The 16,626-nt window shown below is 61.5% G+C and carries 14 protein-coding genes; 5 read left to right on the forward strand and 9 right to left on the reverse strand.

Translation table 11 applies throughout. From position 1 onward, the window contains the following. Positions 1-228 precede the first annotated feature (228 nt). The gene (locus CLR77_RS04955; RefSeq protein WP_097459440.1) at positions 229-1,314 is read left to right on the forward strand and encodes an ABC transporter substrate-binding protein; all 1,086 of its coding nucleotides are present in this window, start codon (positions 229-231) and stop codon (positions 1,312-1,314) included. Then, positions 1,311-3,125 (forward strand): sensor domain-containing diguanylate cyclase, encoded by a 1,815-nt coding sequence (locus CLR77_RS04960; protein WP_097459441.1) that lies wholly within the window; start codon positions 1,311-1,313, stop codon positions 3,123-3,125. Before CLR77_RS04955 ends, CLR77_RS04960 begins: the two co-directional genes overlap by 4 nt. Positions 3,126-3,152: 27 nt before the next feature. On the opposite strand, the gene CLR77_RS04965 is transcribed toward CLR77_RS04960, so the two are convergent. From CLR77_RS04965 to hutI, 5 genes are all read right to left on the reverse strand, one after another. Next, positions 3,153-3,971, reverse strand: a complete 819-nt coding sequence (locus CLR77_RS04965) for a metal-dependent hydrolase (protein WP_198962662.1) — start codon at positions 3,969-3,971, stop codon at positions 3,153-3,155. Positions 3,972-4,260: 289 nt separating this feature from the next. Continuing rightward, positions 4,261-5,793 carry a histidine ammonia-lyase gene (gene hutH / locus CLR77_RS04970; protein WP_097459442.1) on the reverse strand — a complete coding sequence of 511 codons (1,533 nt, stop codon included), beginning with the start codon at positions 5,791-5,793 and terminating at the stop codon, positions 4,261-4,263. Then, complete coding sequence (gene hutU, locus CLR77_RS04975; protein ID WP_097459443.1) at positions 5,790-7,496, reverse strand: urocanate hydratase; 1,707 nt, start codon at positions 7,494-7,496, stop codon at positions 5,790-5,792. The genes hutH and hutU overlap by 4 nt, the downstream gene beginning before the upstream one ends. 51 nt (positions 7,497-7,547) lie before the next feature. Next, entirely contained in the window at positions 7,548-8,492 is a 945-nt protein-coding gene (gene hutG, locus CLR77_RS04980; RefSeq protein WP_097459444.1) for a formimidoylglutamase, read from the reverse strand. Beyond that, positions 8,485-9,699, reverse strand: coding sequence for an imidazolonepropionase (gene hutI / locus CLR77_RS04985; protein ID WP_097459445.1), 1,215 nt, complete (start codon positions 9,697-9,699; stop codon positions 8,485-8,487). Before hutI ends, hutG begins: the two co-directional genes overlap by 8 nt. A 329-nt stretch (positions 9,700-10,028) precedes the next feature. Between hutI and hutC the strand changes: the two genes are divergently transcribed. Further along, on the forward strand, positions 10,029-10,763 hold the full coding sequence (hutC, locus tag CLR77_RS04990) for a histidine utilization repressor (protein WP_097459446.1): 735 nt from the start codon (positions 10,029-10,031) through the stop codon (positions 10,761-10,763). 24 nt (positions 10,764-10,787) lie between these two features. Here the strand turns inward: hutC and eutC are convergent, their stop codons facing one another. From eutC to CLR77_RS05010, 4 genes are all read right to left on the reverse strand, one after another. Further along, entirely contained in the window at positions 10,788-11,552 is a 765-nt protein-coding gene (eutC, locus tag CLR77_RS04995) for an ethanolamine ammonia-lyase subunit EutC (protein WP_097459447.1), read from the reverse strand. Then, positions 11,549-12,946 (reverse strand): ethanolamine ammonia-lyase subunit EutB, encoded by a 1,398-nt coding sequence (locus CLR77_RS05000; RefSeq protein WP_097459448.1) that lies wholly within the window; start codon positions 12,944-12,946, stop codon positions 11,549-11,551. The genes eutC and CLR77_RS05000 overlap by 4 nt, the downstream gene beginning before the upstream one ends. A 45-nt stretch (positions 12,947-12,991) precedes the next feature. Continuing rightward, positions 12,992-14,371, reverse strand: coding sequence for an ethanolamine permease (gene eat / locus CLR77_RS05005; RefSeq protein WP_097459449.1), 1,380 nt, complete (start codon positions 14,369-14,371; stop codon positions 12,992-12,994). Positions 14,372-14,555: 184 nt separating this feature from the next. Next, positions 14,556-15,446 carry a LysR family transcriptional regulator gene (locus CLR77_RS05010; protein ID WP_097459450.1) on the reverse strand — a complete coding sequence of 297 codons (891 nt, stop codon included), beginning with the start codon at positions 15,444-15,446 and terminating at the stop codon, positions 14,556-14,558. Positions 15,447-15,577: 131 nt separating this feature from the next. On the opposite strand from CLR77_RS05010, the gene CLR77_RS05015 reads away from it, so the two are divergent. Both CLR77_RS05015 and CLR77_RS05020 read left to right on the forward strand, forming a co-directional pair. Then, positions 15,578-15,991: a DoxX family protein gene (locus CLR77_RS05015; protein ID WP_097459451.1), complete on the forward strand. Its 414-nt coding sequence runs from the start codon at positions 15,578-15,580 to the stop codon at positions 15,989-15,991. Positions 15,992-16,164: 173 nt separating this feature from the next. Beyond that, complete coding sequence (locus tag CLR77_RS05020; RefSeq protein WP_198962663.1) at positions 16,165-16,623, forward strand: phosphate-starvation-inducible PsiE family protein; 459 nt, start codon at positions 16,165-16,167, stop codon at positions 16,621-16,623. Positions 16,624-16,626: the final 3 nt, after the last annotated feature.

The raw sequence follows: 16,626 nt of genomic DNA on the forward strand, positions 1-16,626 counted from the left end.
TCGCTCCACTGTTCTCAGGGGCTTCAACGCAATCACCGGTTTTCCCGATCCAGGATCGTCGGTACAACCAGACTCCAGCTATGCGAATGTGTTCCCTGGTGACCAGCGACAGTCTGCATTATTCCACGGACATGGCAGCGTTTCTGCACCGATAAATGAAAGCCAGCATGTCGCAACGGGCCCATCTCGTGGCGTCATGACGCCCCACATGTCAACGCGGTCTTGTCCATGAAAGCTGTCAGGCTCGTCCTATCGACCATCGTACTGTTGTCCGTATTCCTATGGCCGCAGGGCGCCGCCGCCGAATTACATGTCACCTTCCTCAACCCGGGACACCAGAACGAATCTTTCTGGGGTGACGTCGATCGCTTTATGGAAGCGACTGCAAACAACCTGCACATCGACCTGACAATTCTGCATGGCGAGCGTGACTCGGCGCGCATCATGCGCCTGGCGCAACAGATCGTCGACGCCCCGCGGCGTCCGGATTTCATCGTCATCGTCAATGAGAAGGGCACCGGACCCGCGCTGTTGCAGAAGCTGGCGCCGACCGGTGCCGGCATCCTGATGATTCTCAACGACCTGACACCGGCCCAGAAGGCCGTGCTCGGTCAGCCACGGGGCAAAATCAGGAACTGGCTGGGCAGCCTGATCCCGGACAATCACTGGGTGGGTTTTCACACAACCGAAACCCTCTACCAGAAACTGCGTCAGCAAAAACCGCATCAGAAACAGTACCGGCTACTGGCCATCTCCGGCGACCGGGTGACACCGGCCTCCGTGCAACGCGAACAGGGTATGCGCGACTTCGTTGCCACACACCCGGACCTCAAGTTGCAACAGGTCGTTTACGGGCACTGGGTGACCGATCGGGCCCACGACCAGACCCTGCTGCTGCTCAAGCGCTACCCAAAAACCGATGCTATCTGGACGGCCAACGACATGATGGCCTTCGGCACCATTGCCGCAGCAAACGAAGCTGGCCGGACGCCGGGTAAGGATCTCCTGATCAGCACCGTCAACAGTTCGAAGAAAGTCCTGCGGATGACCGATGACGGCGAGATCACCGCCCTCGGCGCCGGCCACTTCACGGCCGGAGGCTGGGCGCTGGTCATGCTGTATGACTATGCCCATCACCATGATTTTGCGCACGACGGACTGGTCATCCAGCGACCGCTGTTCAATATGATCCCCGCCCACAGCAAGCTATTGGACATGTTGCTGCGCGGCGACTGGTCCAGTATTGATTTTCGCGCTCACAGCAAAGCCCTCAACGGCGGCAAACCCTATCAGTTCAGCCTTGAGTCGCCATGACAGGGCTTACTCCGCAGGCACGACAGGGCTCGGCCAAGACCCGCACGCCCCGCTTCGGCATCGGCCGCAAACTGCTGGCGGCCATCTTGCTGACGAGTTCCCTGATCACGATGGCGGCGATTGGGGTTCAGTTGGTCTCCGAGTACCAGCGGGAATCCACCCTCCTGCAGCACAACCTGCACCAGTATTTCGATTCGACCTTACCCTCGATATCCCAGGCCCTGTGGGACGCCGATCTACGCCTGGTCGAACAGCAGTTGGAGGGCGCATTGAGCATCCCGGGCCTGCGCGGCCTGAACCTGACCAGCATCGAGGGTTACGTGATCACGCGGGGTTCATCGAAAGATGACCTGGCCTGGCCAATGCCATTGGTCCACGAGGGCCGCAACATCGGCACCCTCACCGCCTACGTCTCACTGAAAAGCGTCCGCGAAAAGCTCCGCGATAACCTCATGGTCATCGTCCTGACGCAGGCAGTGAAGACCTTCCTGATGTCCATCGTGATCCTGTGGCTAATCCACCGGATTGTCACGCGCTACCTGGTTCGCGCCGCCCGCCAGCTGGCTGCCGTCGAGAGCGACCGGCAGCCCACGCCCCTGCATCTCGGTCGCCCGAGATCCCACCGGCAGGACGAACTGGACCTGTTGGAATCCGCCTTTAACAGCCTGCACAAGCGCTGGCAGTATTCATTGCAGGACACCGAGAGGCTGAATCGGGAGCTGCAAGACCAAAGCCGTGTGCTGGAAGACACCCTGGCCCGCAAAACCGCTACGTTACGGCAGCAAACCGAGGCCTCCCAATTGCTCTCCTCGCTCTCCGTCGCCTTGATGGAGATGAGCGACCAGCAACTGGGACAACAGATTGCGTCGGTCCTGCATCGGGCCGCCTCCTTGAATCGCTCCCAGGCGCTGGCCTTCTATCGCCACGATAACGACGGATACCGTTCGATCTACCGCTGGCCGATGGAGGGCACGAGCCATTTCGATCTGCCCGAAACCCCGCCGGTGACAACCGCCGTCATCGTAAAAGCGTCAAATGGTGAAGACCATTATCAGGTGCAATTCCCGGTTTATCTGAGGGACGCCTTCGTCGCGCTATTGTTGGTGGATTGCCAGGGCCCGAGCGACCGCAGCAGCGATGATATGGAAGTCAGCAACACTTTTTACAGCCAGCTGGCGCGCCTGCTGTTCAATGTCAGCGAACGTTTTGAGCGGGAAAGGGAACTGCAGAGCGCCAATCGTCAGCTGACGCAGAAGAATGCGGAACTGCAGATGCAGGCGGAAACAGACCCGCTGACCGGCATCCTCAACCGGCGCCCGTTCAACCGGGCCCTCAATCGTGCCATACGCCAAGCGACGCGCCAGACACAGACCATCGGCCTGCTACTGGTCGATATCGACCATTTCAAGCCCTTCAACGACAGCCTGGGACACCTCAAGGGCGACGAAGCGTTGATTACCGTGGCGCACATGCTCAGCGAACGTTTCCAGCGGGCGACCGATATCATCGCCCGCTTCGGCGGCGAGGAGTTCGTCGTCCTGATGACAGATATCGACGAAACCTCCTTCGCCGAACTGGCAGAATCGTTCCGACAGTTGGTATGGGACAAGGCCATTCACCATCCAGCCAACGACAGCGGACGTCTCACGGTCAGTATCGGCGGTTACTGGTGCCAGGCCACCCCGGACCTGGTTGAAGACAACCTGATCCGGCATGCCGACGAGGCACTCTACGCCGCCAAACAATCAGGGCGCAATCGCGTCGTGATCGATTCTGCCCATACCTTTGTGAATGATCGGACACCTTCCTGAGTCGCATTTCGGAGCACACACCCAGCATCAGGGTAAGGTCACACTGTCTCCCGGCTTCATATCCAACACCTTGATCGACGTCTTGCCGAGCGCCGCCTTGAACGCCTCAGGTGTGCCCGTCAGCGCCGGGAAAGTGCCGTAATGGAACGGCAGGACCATCTTCGGCTTCACCAGTTTTTCCACCGCGTAGGCCGCATGCGCCGGGTCCATCGTGTAGTGACCGCCAATGGGCACCAGTGCCAGGTCCGGATGGTAGTAGGAGCCGATCCAGGCCATGTCGCCGAAGACATCGGTATCGCCCATATCGTAGATCGTAAAGCCATTGGCGAAGCGGATGATGTAGCCGGCCGGCTCACCGCCGGGATAGACCTGGGGCTTGTCGGTGACCGGGTTGGTGTAGATGAAATCCGAGCTGTGCTCGGCGTGGGTCATGGTGATGGTGATGCCCGGCCCCAGCGGTTGTATCGGACCACCCTTGTTGAACCCCAGCAACTGCTTGCCCGGAATCACTCCCAGAGTGCGCAGGGTACTGGCGAAGTCTGCATTCAGCGCAACCGTCGCACCAGTCAGCTTGGCCAGGGCAGCAGTATCGCCGAAATGATCACCATGGGCATGGGTCACGAGGATCAGGTCGACAGGGCCGATCGCCTTAAGATCCTTGTATTTGGCGGGAGTCGCAGGGTCCTTGGTCAGGAAGGGGTCGATCATAATGACCTTGCCGTCCGGCGACGTCAGTTTGATCGCCGACTGGCCGAGCCATTGCATCGTGAGCTTGCCATCGGCCTGGGCCGACAACGCCAGGGCCGATAACAGCAGTGCACAAACGAATGTCCATAAGCGTGCCATGAGCGCATCCTCGCTGCAGCGGTTGAGGGCTTCGGTGACCACCGGGATCCCGAAGGAAACGACAACCGCCCCAGTGTAATCCGAATGCGCTGACGGGCAGTAGAGGGCGTTACAAATCCCTGTGGAACGCCCGGGCCGGCTCAGGAAACCTCAGGCGCCGCCGGAAGTCCGGGGAATGAGCACTGCAGTCAATGTGCCGCTGTCCTCCAGGATCCACGGCACCATACGCGGTGCCAGTCCCATGCGGTCGAAGGGCGGACGTTCCCGGCCCGCAGGCCAGGGCATTGATTTAAAGACTGGGCAACAGGTCCGGTTGAATCAGTCCACTCAGTATCCGGCTTTCCAACAACTGCGTGGCGTTGTCGATATCCGGCGCAAAATAGCGGTCCCTGTCGTAGTAAGGGACGTTCTCCCGCAGTGCCGTACGGGCGCGTTCCAGAGGCGCCGTAGTGCGCAATCCATTACGGAAATCCAGCCCCTGACAAGCCGCCAGCCACTCGATGGCCAGAATGCCCCGGACGTTGGCCGCCATCTCCCACAGCCGAGCACCGGCCGCCGGCGCCATGGACACGTGATCCTCCTGATTGGCGGAGGTGGGCAGACTGTCGACACTGCGCGGATGCGCCAGGGCCTTGTTCTCACTGGCCAGCGCCGCCGCGGTGACCTGGGCGATCATGAACCCCGAATTGACCCCGCCGTTCTCGACCAGGAAGGCTGGCAACTGGGACATGTTGCGGTCCATCATCAGGGAAATACGGCGTTCGGTGAGCGCACCGATCTCGGCCAGGGCCAGCGCAATGTTGTCCGCGGCCATCGCCACCGGCTCCGCATGGAAGTTACCGCCGGAAATCGCCTCCCCTTCGGCAGCAAAAACGAGCGGATTATCCGAGACGGCATTGGCCTCAACCATTAGCACTTCGGCGGCTTGACGCAGCTGCGTCAGACAGGCACCCATGACCTGGGGCTGGCAACGCAGGGAGTAGGGGTCCTGCACCTTGCCGCAATCGACGTGGGAATCGCTGATATCGCTGCGTTCGCCGAGCAGCAGGCGATAGGCCGCTGCTGCATCGATCTGGCCGCGCTGGCCGCGAACCTCATGGATCCGCGGATCGAAGGGCGCGCGGGAGCTCAGGGTCGCCTCCACCGTCAGCGCACCACAGACCGTCGCCGCGGCGTAAAGGTCTTCCGCCTCGAACAGGCCGCGCAGCGCATAAGCGGTGGAAACCTGGGTACCGTTGAGCAGCGCCAGACCTTCCTTGGGCGCCAGCGACAAGGGTTCGAGACCGGCCACCGCCAGCGCTTCCGTTGCCGGCAGCCACTCGCCCCGATAACGCGCCTCGCCCTCGCCAAGCAGAACCAGACTCATATGGGCCAGGGGCGCCAGGTCGCCCGAGGCGCCGACCGAACCTTTCAGTGGAATGCGGGGATAGACGTCGGCATTGACCAGTGCGATCAGGGCATCGAGTACCTGGCGACGGATACCGGAATAGCCGCGCGCCAGACTGTTGATCTTGAGCACCATGATCAGCCGCACCAGGGCGTCGTCGATCGCCTCGCCGACGCCGGTCGCATGGGACAGCACCAGCGAGCGCTGCAACGCTTCCAACTGGTCACCCGGAATGCGGGTGCGGGCCAGCAGGCCAAAACCGGTGTTGATGCCATACACCGTGCGATCCTCGGCCACCGCCTGATTGACGCAATCAACGGCCGCACCAATGGCCGCATCGGCGGATGCCGGCAGGACGATGTGAATCGGCGCTTCGTAAACCCGGCGCCAATCGGCCAGGGTCATCTGACCCGGCTGAATGTTCATGCTGCTCATTGCTGACCTCCCCGGTTGAGCATCGGCAGATCCAATCCGTTTTCCCGTGCACAGTCACGGGCAATCTCGTATCCCGCATCGGCATGACGCATAACGCCGGTCGCCGGATCGTTACGCAGCACCCGCCCCAGACGCTGATGCGCCGCATCGCTGCCATCGGCCACGATGACCACGCCGGCATGCTGGGAATATCCCATACCGACACCGCCGCCATGGTGTATTGAAACCCAGGTCGCCCCTCCGGCGGTATTCAACAAAGCGTTGAGCAGCGGCCAGTCGGAAACGGCGTCCGAGCCGTCCCTCATACTTTCGGTTTCCCGGTTGGGGCTGGCCACTGAACCCGAGTCCAAGTGGTCACGGCCAATCACGACGGGCGCCTTCAGCTCACCGTTGCGTACCATCTCGTTGAAGGCCTGACCAAGACGGGCCCGGTCTTTCAGACCCACCCAGCAGATCCGGGCCGGCAGGCCCTGGAAGCTGATGCGCTCACGGGCCATGTCGAGCCAGTGGTGCAGGTGGGGATCGTCGGGAATCAGCTCCTTCACCTTGGCGTCGGTGCGGTAGATATCCTCCGGATCGCCGGACAACGCCGCCCAGCGGAAGGGACCGATACCCTGGCAGAACAGCGGCCGGATATAGGCGGGCACGAAGCCGGGAAAATCGAAGGCATTAGTGACGCCTTCATCCCGGGCCATCTGACGGATGTTGTTGCCGTAATCGAAGGTCGGCACACCCTGCGCCTGGAAAGCCAGCATGGCCTGGACGTGGACCGCCATCGACTGCTTGGCCGCCTTGACCACGGCGGCAGGTTCCTTCTCAGCGCGCTCGACATACTCGTCCCAGTTCCAACCCACCGGCAGGTAGCCGTGCAGCGGGTCGTGGGCGCTGGTCTGGTCGGTCACCATGTCGGGACGGACACCCCGACGCACCAGTTCCGGCAGCACATCGGCCGCGTTGGCGCAGAGACCGATGGAGACGGCCTTGCCTTCGGCTGTATAACGTTCGATGCGCGCCAGCGCGTCATCCAGGTCCGTGGCCTGCTCGTCCAGGTAACGGGTACGCAGACGAAAGTCGATGCGTGATTGCTGGCATTCGATATTCAGGGAACAGGCACCGGCCAGACTGGCGGCCAGCGGCTGTGCGCCCCCCATACCGCCGAGACCGGCGGTCAGGATCCAACGTCCGCTCAGGTTGCCGTCGTAATGCTGGCGTCCTGCCTCGACGAAGGTTTCGTAGGTGCCCTGCACGATGCCCTGGGAGCCGATATAGATCCAGGAGCCGGCGGTCATCTGGCCGTACATCATCAGGCCCTTGCGGTCGAGCTCGTTAAAGTGCTCCCAGTTGGCCCAGGCCGGTACCAGATTGGAGTTGGCGATCAGCACCCGCGGCGCATCGGGATGGGTTTCGAAAACGCCGACCGGCTTGCCGGACTGGATCAACAACGACTGGTTGTCCTCCAGGCGCTTGAGGGTCTCGACGATGGTGTCGAAACATTCCCAGTCGCGGGCGGCGCGGCCGATGCCGCCGTACACCACCAGATCTTCCGGCCGCTCAGCCACATCCGGGTGCAGGTTGTTCATCAGCATGCGCATGGGCGCCTCGGTGAGCCAACTCTTACAGGTTAGCTCGGACCCGGTGGGTGCTGCGATCCGGCGACTGGGGTCGTGACGCTTGCCAGTGGGAAACGGCTGATGCTGTGTCATGTCAAAGTGCCTCTTGTTCTGGATCTGTCGTGTTCAGCGGCCAGACCGGGCTCAGCCGGTCAGGGTCACCAGATGGATCAGACGGGCGGCAGCTTTCGCCGTGCGGCCGTCAATGTCGTAGTCGGGATTCAGTTCGGCGAAATCAGTCAGGCGCAGCTTGCCGCTGTCGCGGACGATCTCGATCAGCGGTTCGAGCAGAGATAAGGGCACGCCACGGGCCGCCGGTGCACTCACACCCGGCGCCTCACAGGCGGGCAGGACGTCGAGGTCTATGGTCAGGTACAGGTGGTCGCACGCCTGGATAAAGCGCTCCAGGTCTCGGGCGATCGTATTCAGGCCGGCTTCGGTCATCTCATGGTCTTCACGCACCATGACGCCCAACGCCTGCGCACGCTGGAAAAGGGCCCGCGTGTTACTCGCACGACTTACACCCAGGCAGGCATAGTGGAAAGGCCAGCCGCGGGCTTCACACTGCTGGGCGATCTGGGCAAATGGCGTCCCGGACGAGCGGACGGTTGCAGGATCACGCAGGTCGAAATGGGCGTCGAAGTTGATAATGCCCAGGCGAGTGGTCGCATCGCGCTGACCAAGATGGCGAGCCAGCCCCAGCCAGCTGCCAAAGGCCACCTCATGGCCACCGCCCAACACCAACGGGAAATGCCCACCATCGAGCAGTGCCGACACCCTTTCGCCCAGCGCCTCCTGGGCCGATTCCAGTTCATCGCCATGGCAGTGGATGTCGCCAGCGTCATAAACCGGACCTGCCCGGTGCAGAGCCAGGTTGGCCAACGCCCGGCGCAGTGCCTGAGGCCCCAGGGCCGCCCCCGGACGCCCCTGGTTGCGCAATACCCCGGCATCGGAGGCGAAACCCAGCAGGGCCAAGCCCGGCGCTCTTTCCAATGCATGGCTCAAGGGCAGGATATGCTGGTGCCAGCGCAGGCTATCCGGTTCCGGATCGATACGCCCCTGCCAGGCCGTCATATCGATATCAGCCATGGGTCACTTCCCCCCTGAACACCCGTTGAGCCAGACGGCCGGGCTGCACGGCATAGGCCAGTTCTGCCGGCTGCTGGACATGCCACAGGCAGAAGTCCGCCATGGCCCCCACCATGATCCGGCCATAGTCGATCGCTCCCAACGCCCTGGCCCCATGAGCCGTCATGCCGGCCAGGGCTTCCCGCGGCGTCAGGCGAAACAGGTTGCAGGCCATATTGAGCATCAGCGTGGGCAGGAAAAGCGGTGAGCTGCCGGGGTTGGCATCACTGGCGATGGCGATGGGCACACCGGCAGCACGCAGCGCTTCGACCGGTGGCAGCTGAGTTTCATGGAGGCTGTAGAAGGCACCCGGCAGCAGCACCGCTACCGTCCCCGCTGCGCGGATGGCGGCAATACCGGCGCTGTCGAGATATTCGATGTGGTCAACGGACAGGGCGCCATAACGGGCCGCCAACGCGCTGCCTCCAAGATTGGACAACTGCTCTGCGTGGGCCTTGACGGCTAAACCCTGTCGCTGCGCCGCCTGAAAAACCCGTTCGCACTGGTCGACGGAAAAGGCGATGTTCTCGCAGAAAACATCGACCGCATCCGCCAGCCCTTCGGCCGCGGCCGCCGGAATGATGTCCTCACACACCTGCTCGATGTAGGCGTCGCTGTCATCCCGGTATTCCGGCGGCAGGGCATGTGCGGCCAGCAACGTAGTCACCACCCGCACCGGAAACTGCTCCCCCAGGCGACGGGCTACGCGCAGCATCTTCAGTTCATCGTCCCGGTTGAGCCCGTAACCGGACTTGATCTCTACCGTTGTCACACCGTCATCCAACAGCGCCTGCAGTCTTGGTGCCGCCGCATCGAGCAGTTCGCTGTCACTCGCAGCGCGTGTGGCCCGGACGGTACTCAAAATGCCACCACCCTGGCGGGCGATCGTCTCGTAGCTGGCGCCTTCCAGACGCTGTTCAAATTCGTCAGCACGGGAGCCGCCAAACACCAGGTGGGTGTGACAATCCACCAAACCTGGCGTCAGGACACCACCCTGCCCGGCTTCTTCCGCGCCGATCAGCAAGTCGTCGGTGAGCTGCGCCATCGGGACGACTGCCGCGATACGCTCGCCTTCGGTGATCACCGCCATGGGTTCCGGCAACGTTTCCAGGCCATCGAACAGCGTCAGGTCGCGCCAAAACCGTCGTTTTCCGGTAAATGAGGACATGCTGCATCCGTTCTCGAATTTATTTGTATATACATTTAAAGCGAGACGATGCAGATGTCAAGCGCTTTGCGATGCCCACCATGGTCGCAAGCTGTAAAGCCAGCAGGTACTTGAGACGCCACAAATTTCAGGATTAATTATTGATATTTATGTAGTTAGCAAAGCTGCAGCGATTTTCGGCACCGCCAGTGCATGCATTGGATCGCGAGGTAAATCCAGTCCAGGCGAGCGATACAATGTATATTCAATAAGGTTGAGTTGTATAGCTCAGGCATGACCTGCCAACCTGAATGCATTAACATCGGCCGAAACCGGCAACAGGACACCCGATGGCGACCAACCCTCCCCGCTACCTGCAGATACAACGCTACCTGCTCGAACGCATCCACAGCGGCGAGTGGCCGGCGCATCACCAGATCCCGCCGGAAGAGCAACTGGCCCGGGACTTCGATGTCAGCCGCATGACCGCCAACAAGGCCATCCGCGACCTGGTCCAGCAGGGTTACCTGACGCGCCAGCCCGGGCTGGGCACCTTTGTGACCGATAGAAAGGCGGAGTCGTCGCTGGTCGATGTGTTCAACATCGCCGCAGAGGTGCGGGCGCGAGGCCATGTCTACAGCAGCGATCTGTTGAAGCGGGAAACCGTGACGGCCAATGACGAGGTGGCACTGGGCCTGGGTGTGCGGATTGGCGCGGAGGTGTTCCATACCCTGCTGATTCATCGCGAGAGCGGCATACCGATCCAACTCGAGGATCGCTACGTGAATCCACGCTGGGCGCCGGATTATCTGGAGGCGGATTTCTCGCGGATGACACCGAACGAGGTATTGGTCGACGCTTACCCGATCAGCGATATCGAGCACGTCGTGGAAGCCATACTGGCCGATGCCGAGACGGCGATGCACCTGGAGATTTCACGGACAGCACCCTGCCTGTGCATGACCCGGCGCACCTGGTCCAACGATCACCTGATCAGCTATGCGCGACTGATACATCCGGGAGACCGCTATAAGTTGCGGTCGACGATGCATCGGGATGACCGTAAGAGCGGCGGCAGAACCTAGCGTTCAAGCGCGCTGGGGAAAAACCTAACGCCGATCTGCCAGCAACGCCACGTCCGCCATCGAGTCGTCCTTGAGACCGACACCCGACAGCTGGCGTCGCAGCGACTCCTCCATGAGGTAGGCAATCTTCTGCGCCGCCAGCGGATAGGAGAGCCCTTGCGGACGAATATTGGAGACACAGTTCCTCTCGCCGTCATTCCGGCCCACCTTGGGCCTGTAGGTGAGGTAGGCCCCCAGGCTGTCCGGCGAACTCAGGCCGGGGCGCTCGCCGATCAGCATCAGCGCGACCTCCGCACCGAGCAGCTGGCCGATTTCATCCGCCAGCGCCACCCGGGCCTGCCGCGCCAGGATGACGGGAATCCGCGCCCAGTCCAGCTCAAGCCGCTGGCGCAGCAGCAGCAACAGCGGCAAGGCATGATGCTCGACGGCCACTGACGACAGACCGTCCCCCACCACAATCGCCACAGGACTCGACTGTGCCGGATCGCCCAACAGGTGCCGGCCGCGCTCATTCAACTGGCGCCCCCAGTCGGGACGCATCAGGTACGTGGGCCGATCCTCACAGCGGGAGGCGACCCGCAGCACGGGGAAACCGTTATTCTCCAGCGTCTCGCATAAATGATCGGTATCCATAGGCGTCAGCACCGCATCCCGGGCCTGGGCATGCGCCAGCCCGAACCGCAACACTTCCGCCGTCGGTAAACTCGCGCCCACTCGCCCCAGCGCAATGCGGGCGGCCGTATGGCGCCGTAACTGTTCCCAGGGATTGGGCTGTACCCAGCGGCTCATCTGGCATCCTCCGCGTGATGCACCAAGGCACGCAGCTGATCGGACACCGTGGACTGGTCGCTGAGCCGGCCGGCCGTGTCGATCAGGGACATGCGCACCAGCCAGTCCTCGAATTCCGGCGCCCGCCGCAACCCCAGCACTTCCCGCACGTAGAGCGCATCGTGGAAGGAGGTGCTCTGGTAATTCAGCATGATGTCGTCGGCGCCCGGCACCCCCATAACAAAGGTGACCCCGGCGGTACCGAGCAGTGTCAGCAGGTTATCCATATCGTCCTGGTCGGCTTCGGCATGGTTGGTGTAGCAGATATCGCACCCCATCGGCACGCCCAGCAGCTTGCCGCAGAAATGGTCTTCAAGCCCGGCACGGATGATCTGCTTGCCGTCGTAGAGATACTCAGGACCGATAAAGCCGACGACAGTGTTGGTCAGCAGCGGCTTGAAGTGGCGCGCGACCGCATAGGCCCGGACCTCGCAGGTCTGCTGGTCGACGTCGTGATGGGCGTCAGCCGACAGGCAACTGCCCTGCCCGGTTTCGAAATACATGACATTGTCGCCCACCGTGCCGCGCTGCAGGCTCAATGCCGCCTCCCGCGCTTCCTGCAACATCGCCAGGTCGATACCGAAGCTGGCATTGGCCTTCTCGGTGCCGGCAATGGACTGGAATACCAGATCGATCGGCATGCCCTGTTCGATAGCACGGATCTGGTTGGTGACATGAGTCAGCACGCAGCTCTGCATGGGAATTTCGAACTGACTGCGCACCTCGTCCATCATGCGCCAGAGATTGCCCAGCACCGGCAGGCTGTCGCTGGCCGGATTGATGCCGACCACTGCGTCGCCACAACCGTACAGCAACCCATCGAGGATGGAGGCGGCGATCCCGCGAACGTCGTCGGTGGGATGATTCGGCTGCAACCGCACGGCCAGCGTACCCGGCAAACCGATGGTATTACGGAATCGGGTAATCACCCTGCACTTGCGGGCGGCAAGGATCAGGTCCTGGTTGCGCATCAGCTTGCTGACAGCCGCCACCATCTCCGGCGTCAGGCCCGGCGCCAAACGACTCAGGTCTTCGGCCGAGGTGGATTCGAGTAACAACCAGTCACGGAACTCGCCCACCGTCAGGTGGGCTATCGGCGCAAAGGCCGCCATATCATGGGTATCAAAAATGAGACGCGTGACTTCATCCTGCTCGTACGGAATCAGCGCCTCGTTGAGAAAGGTACGCAATGGCACATCGGCCAGCGCCAGCTTTGCCGCCATGCGTTCCTCGGCGCTACCCGCGGCAACGCCTGCCAGACAATCGCCAGACCTGAGCGTGCTGGCTTTCGCCAGCAGGTCGCGCAGGTCGGCGAAACGGTGGTTGTGCACGCCGATGCGACAGCTATAGCTCATCGGACGAAACCTCCCTCTCGCCGTTTTCCAGATTCAGGCGGACACTCAGGCCGACGCCTCCGCGGGGGACATCGAGTCCTCGGCAGTGGCACGCTGTGCGCCGGTCAAGGCGAAGTACAGGTACCCCGCACCCATGAACACCAGGAAGACGATGAACAGGGCAAAGTTGTAGTACACCATCGCCGCCATGCAGATACAGGCCGAGACCAGGGCGAAAGCCGGTGCCAGGGGGTACCAGGGTGCCTTGAAGGGACGCTCCATGGTCGGCGCCGTCTTGCGCAGTTTGAACAGGCTCAGCATGGACATGATATACATGAGAATCGCCCCGAATACAGCCATGGTGATCATATTCGCCGTCAGCGTCATGCCACCGAACTGCACCAGATTGTCGCTATAGATCGCGGCAACGCCAATGATCCCGCCCACGATGATGGCCCGGTGGGGCGTGCGGAAACGCGGGTGCAGCTTGGCCAATGACGTCGGCAGGTAACCTGCCCGGGCCAGTGCAAAGATCTGCCGCGAGTAGCCCAGGATGATGCCGTGGAAGGACGCGATCAGACCGAACAGGCCGATCCACACCAGCATGTGCAGCCAGCCACTGCTGGCACCGACCACCGCTTTCATGGCCTGCGGCAGCGGATCGTTGACGTTGCTCAGCGCTTTCCAGTCGCCGACACCGCCCGCCAGGATCATCACGCCCATAGCCAGCACCAACAGGGTCAGGATACCGGCGATATAGGCCAGCGGAATGCTGCGGCGGGGGTTCTTGGTTTCCTCGGCCGCCATGGCCGCGCCTTCGATGGCAAGGAAGAACCAGATGGCAAAAGGAATCGCCGCGAAGATACCGCCGACAGCCGCACCGCTGAAGACACTGGAACCCGCCCAGCCGTTGGCAACGAAGTTGGACACGCTGAAGCCGGGCGCGACCACCCCCATGAAGACCAGCAGCTCGATGATCGCCAGGATGGTGACGAAGAGCTCGAAGGTCGCCGCAATCTTCACACCCAGGATATTGAGACCGATAAAGACCACATAGGCCCCAACGGCCGCCGTTTTCGGGTCCAGCTCGGGAAACTGGACGTTGAGGTAGGCACCGATTGCCATGGCAATCGCCGGCGGCGCGAAGACAAATTCGATCAGGGTCGCCAGCCCGGCAATCAGGCCACCGTGCTCACCGAATGCCTTGCGCGCATAGGCGAAAGGCCCACCTGCATGGGGGATGGCTGTCGTCAGCTCGGTATAGCTGAAGATAAAGGTCGTGTAGAGCGCGGCGACGAAAATCGCCGTGATCAGGAACCCCAGGGTGCCAGCGGTTCCCCAGCCGTAACTCCACCCAAAATATTCCCCTGAAATCACCAAGCCAACGGCGATTCCCCAGAGGTGCAACGCACTTAACTCCGGTTTCAACTTGACCGCATTACTCATGGACTTGCCCCCAGACGGATTTTTTTAGAGCTGTCACAAAGGGCGTACCAAGGTAAAGCAAGCGCCAAATTATCAATCAGTTAAACAAAAAATATTCGCAAAAACATCTAATTACCCACATCATTTCGCCCCGAAACAGCGAGGCCGATCCCGTCTCGTGCCCCAACGAAGTGCGGGATAAACGCTACACCACATCCAGATTGAAGCGGTCGTGCAGGAAGTCCGTGAGGGAACGGATGAGCAAGGAAGACTGACGGTGTTGGGGGTAGACGGCATAGATGGATGTCGCCGGTGGACGAAAGGCGTCGAGCAGACTGACCAGGCGCCCGTCCGACAGTGCCGGCGCGATAATGAAGGTTGGCAGGAACGCCAGCCCCAGACCGGCGATGGCAGCGTCGCGCAACAGCTCGCCATTATTCACCCGCAGGCGCCCGCTGACAGGCACCGACAGGGCCTTGCCGTCCCGGACCAGGTCCCACTCCATACTCCGGTTCAGGCCGTAGAGCAGACAGGTGTGACTGCGCAGAGCTTCGGGAGACGCCGGTTCGCCGTGCCGCTCCAGATAAGCGGGACTGGCACAGATCACCCGGTCCAGCGGCGCAAGCCGGCGGGCAATCATGCTCGAATCCTCCAGTTTGCCGATGCGCAGGGCCATGTCATATCCCTCGCTGATGAGATCCACGCGCCGGTCGTTGAGATCCAGGTCCAGCGAAACCTCAGGGTAACGTTGCAGGAAATCCGGAATGGCCGGGCTGAGGTGCATGGTGCCGAAGGACATTGGCGCCGCAACCCGCAGCAGACCGCGGGGCTCCGCAACCTGGCTGGCGACCATCTGTTCGGCATCGTCCACCTGCTGGAGAATGCCCCTCGCCCGCTCGTAATAGGCCAACCCCAGCTCGGTGACACGCAGCTTTCGGGTTGTGCGGATCAGCAAGCGGGCGCCCAGTCCCGCCTCGAGCGCCGACACCCGTTTACTGACGAACTGCTTGGATAACTCCAGGCGCTCCGCCGCCGCGGTAAAACTGCCCGCGTCCACGGATTCGACGAAGATCCGCATATCCTCCAATCGGTTCATTGTCTTCATCCAGTTGACAATCTTACGCGAATCATCCGCTTTTTAGCGCCATTTGGCGACACTAGAATGAGATCAAGCTGATGAAAAGACATCCTCATCCGCATCGATCGAACCCATTTAGGAGAATCGCCATGAACACGAATCTGAGCGCCACAACCGCCCTCGCCGCACGCCTTCTGCTCGCCTCACTGTTCCTGATCAGCGGTGTCGGCAAGATCGCTGCGCCCGCCGCCACCAAGGCCTATATTGCCTATGCCGGTCTGCCGGCACCGGATCTGGCCTATCTTGTCGCCATCCTGGTCGAGGTCGGCTTCGGCCTGGCACTGGTCCTCGGCTACCGCACCCGGGCCGTAGCCCTGGTCATGGCGATTTTCACCCTGGCGACGGCCCTGGTGTTCCACCATAACTTTGCCGACCAGAACCAGATGATCCACTTCCTGAAAAACATCTCCATTACCGGAGGCCTGCTGCAGGTCGTCGCTTTCGGCGCCGGCGCCTACAGCCTGGATGCCCGCCGCGGCCGCATGCTGAAGCCGGCATACTGACAGGGTAGCGACGCCAAAGGGGCTAATGAGGCTTCTCAACGAAAAGGCTTTCCTGCCAGAAGACGTTAAGCTAGCGTTGTCATACTCTAAAACGGCGGGCCTGGATGCAGGCCCGCCGTTTTCGGTGTTCAGCCTCCGCCAAACACATCGCTACCAGACAAGGCCAAGCCCACGTGAAGCAAGCACCCACCCTGAAGAACTGGATACTCAGTCTCTATGACAGAGCCGTAGACATCGTCATGATCGGCCTCGTGCTGGTGATGCTTGTGGTACTGCTGTTTGGCTTTGTCGACGTGCTGACCAACCTGATCCACCTTATCCCCGGCTTTCGCACCAGTGGGATCGACGAACCGGAATTCCGGGAGATGGTCGCCAACGTGCTGGACGTCTTCATCATTGTCGAACTGTTCAGTATCTTCACCAACTACCTGCGAACCCGGCACGTCCGCCTGTCCACACTGCTCGACGTCACTATCGTGTTCGCCTTACGCGAGCTGCTGATCAAGCTTTACGCCACAACGTTTTCCAACGAACAACTGCTCGGCCTTTGCCTGATCGTGTTGCTTCTCGTGATTTGCCGCAGTATCGCCGGGCGATTTTCCACAGCATCAGGGCATACGCAGGAGACCTAGGTG

It is taken from the genome of Mangrovitalea sediminis (assembly GCF_002514725.1).
Lineage (GTDB): Bacteria > Pseudomonadota > Gammaproteobacteria > Pseudomonadales > Oleiphilaceae > Mangrovitalea > Mangrovitalea sediminis.

What these genes read in the sequence shown, in the direction of transcription:
- CLR77_RS04955 (WP_097459440.1), top strand. Translation starts at nt 229, where the DNA reads ATGAAAGCTGTCAGGCTCGTCCTATCGACCATCGTACTGTTGTCCGTA.
- CLR77_RS04960 (WP_097459441.1), top strand. Translation starts at nt 1,311, where the DNA reads ATGACAGGGCTTACTCCGCAGGCACGACAGGGCTCGGCCAAGACCCGC.
- CLR77_RS04965 (WP_198962662.1), bottom strand. Translation starts at nt 3,971, where the DNA reads ATGGCACGCTTATGGACATTCGTTTGTGCACTGCTGTTATCGGCCCTG.
- hutH (WP_097459442.1), bottom strand. Translation starts at nt 5,793, where the DNA reads ATGAGCAGCATGAACATTCAGCCGGGTCAGATGACCCTGGCCGATTGG.
- hutU (WP_097459443.1), bottom strand. Translation starts at nt 7,496, where the DNA reads ATGACACAGCATCAGCCGTTTCCCACTGGCAAGCGTCACGACCCCAGT.
- hutG (WP_097459444.1), bottom strand. Translation starts at nt 8,492, where the DNA reads ATGGCTGATATCGATATGACGGCCTGGCAGGGGCGTATCGATCCGGAA.
- hutI (WP_097459445.1), bottom strand. Translation starts at nt 9,699, where the DNA reads ATGTCCTCATTTACCGGAAAACGACGGTTTTGGCGCGACCTGACGCTG.
- hutC (WP_097459446.1), top strand. Translation starts at nt 10,029, where the DNA reads ATGGCGACCAACCCTCCCCGCTACCTGCAGATACAACGCTACCTGCTC.
- eutC (WP_097459447.1), bottom strand. Translation starts at nt 11,552, where the DNA reads ATGAGCCGCTGGGTACAGCCCAATCCCTGGGAACAGTTACGGCGCCAT.
- CLR77_RS05000 (WP_097459448.1), bottom strand. Translation starts at nt 12,946, where the DNA reads ATGAGCTATAGCTGTCGCATCGGCGTGCACAACCACCGTTTCGCCGAC.
- eat (WP_097459449.1), bottom strand. Translation starts at nt 14,371, where the DNA reads ATGAGTAATGCGGTCAAGTTGAAACCGGAGTTAAGTGCGTTGCACCTC.
- CLR77_RS05010 (WP_097459450.1), bottom strand. Translation starts at nt 15,446, where the DNA reads ATGAACCGATTGGAGGATATGCGGATCTTCGTCGAATCCGTGGACGCG.
- CLR77_RS05015 (WP_097459451.1), top strand. Translation starts at nt 15,578, where the DNA reads ATGAACACGAATCTGAGCGCCACAACCGCCCTCGCCGCACGCCTTCTG.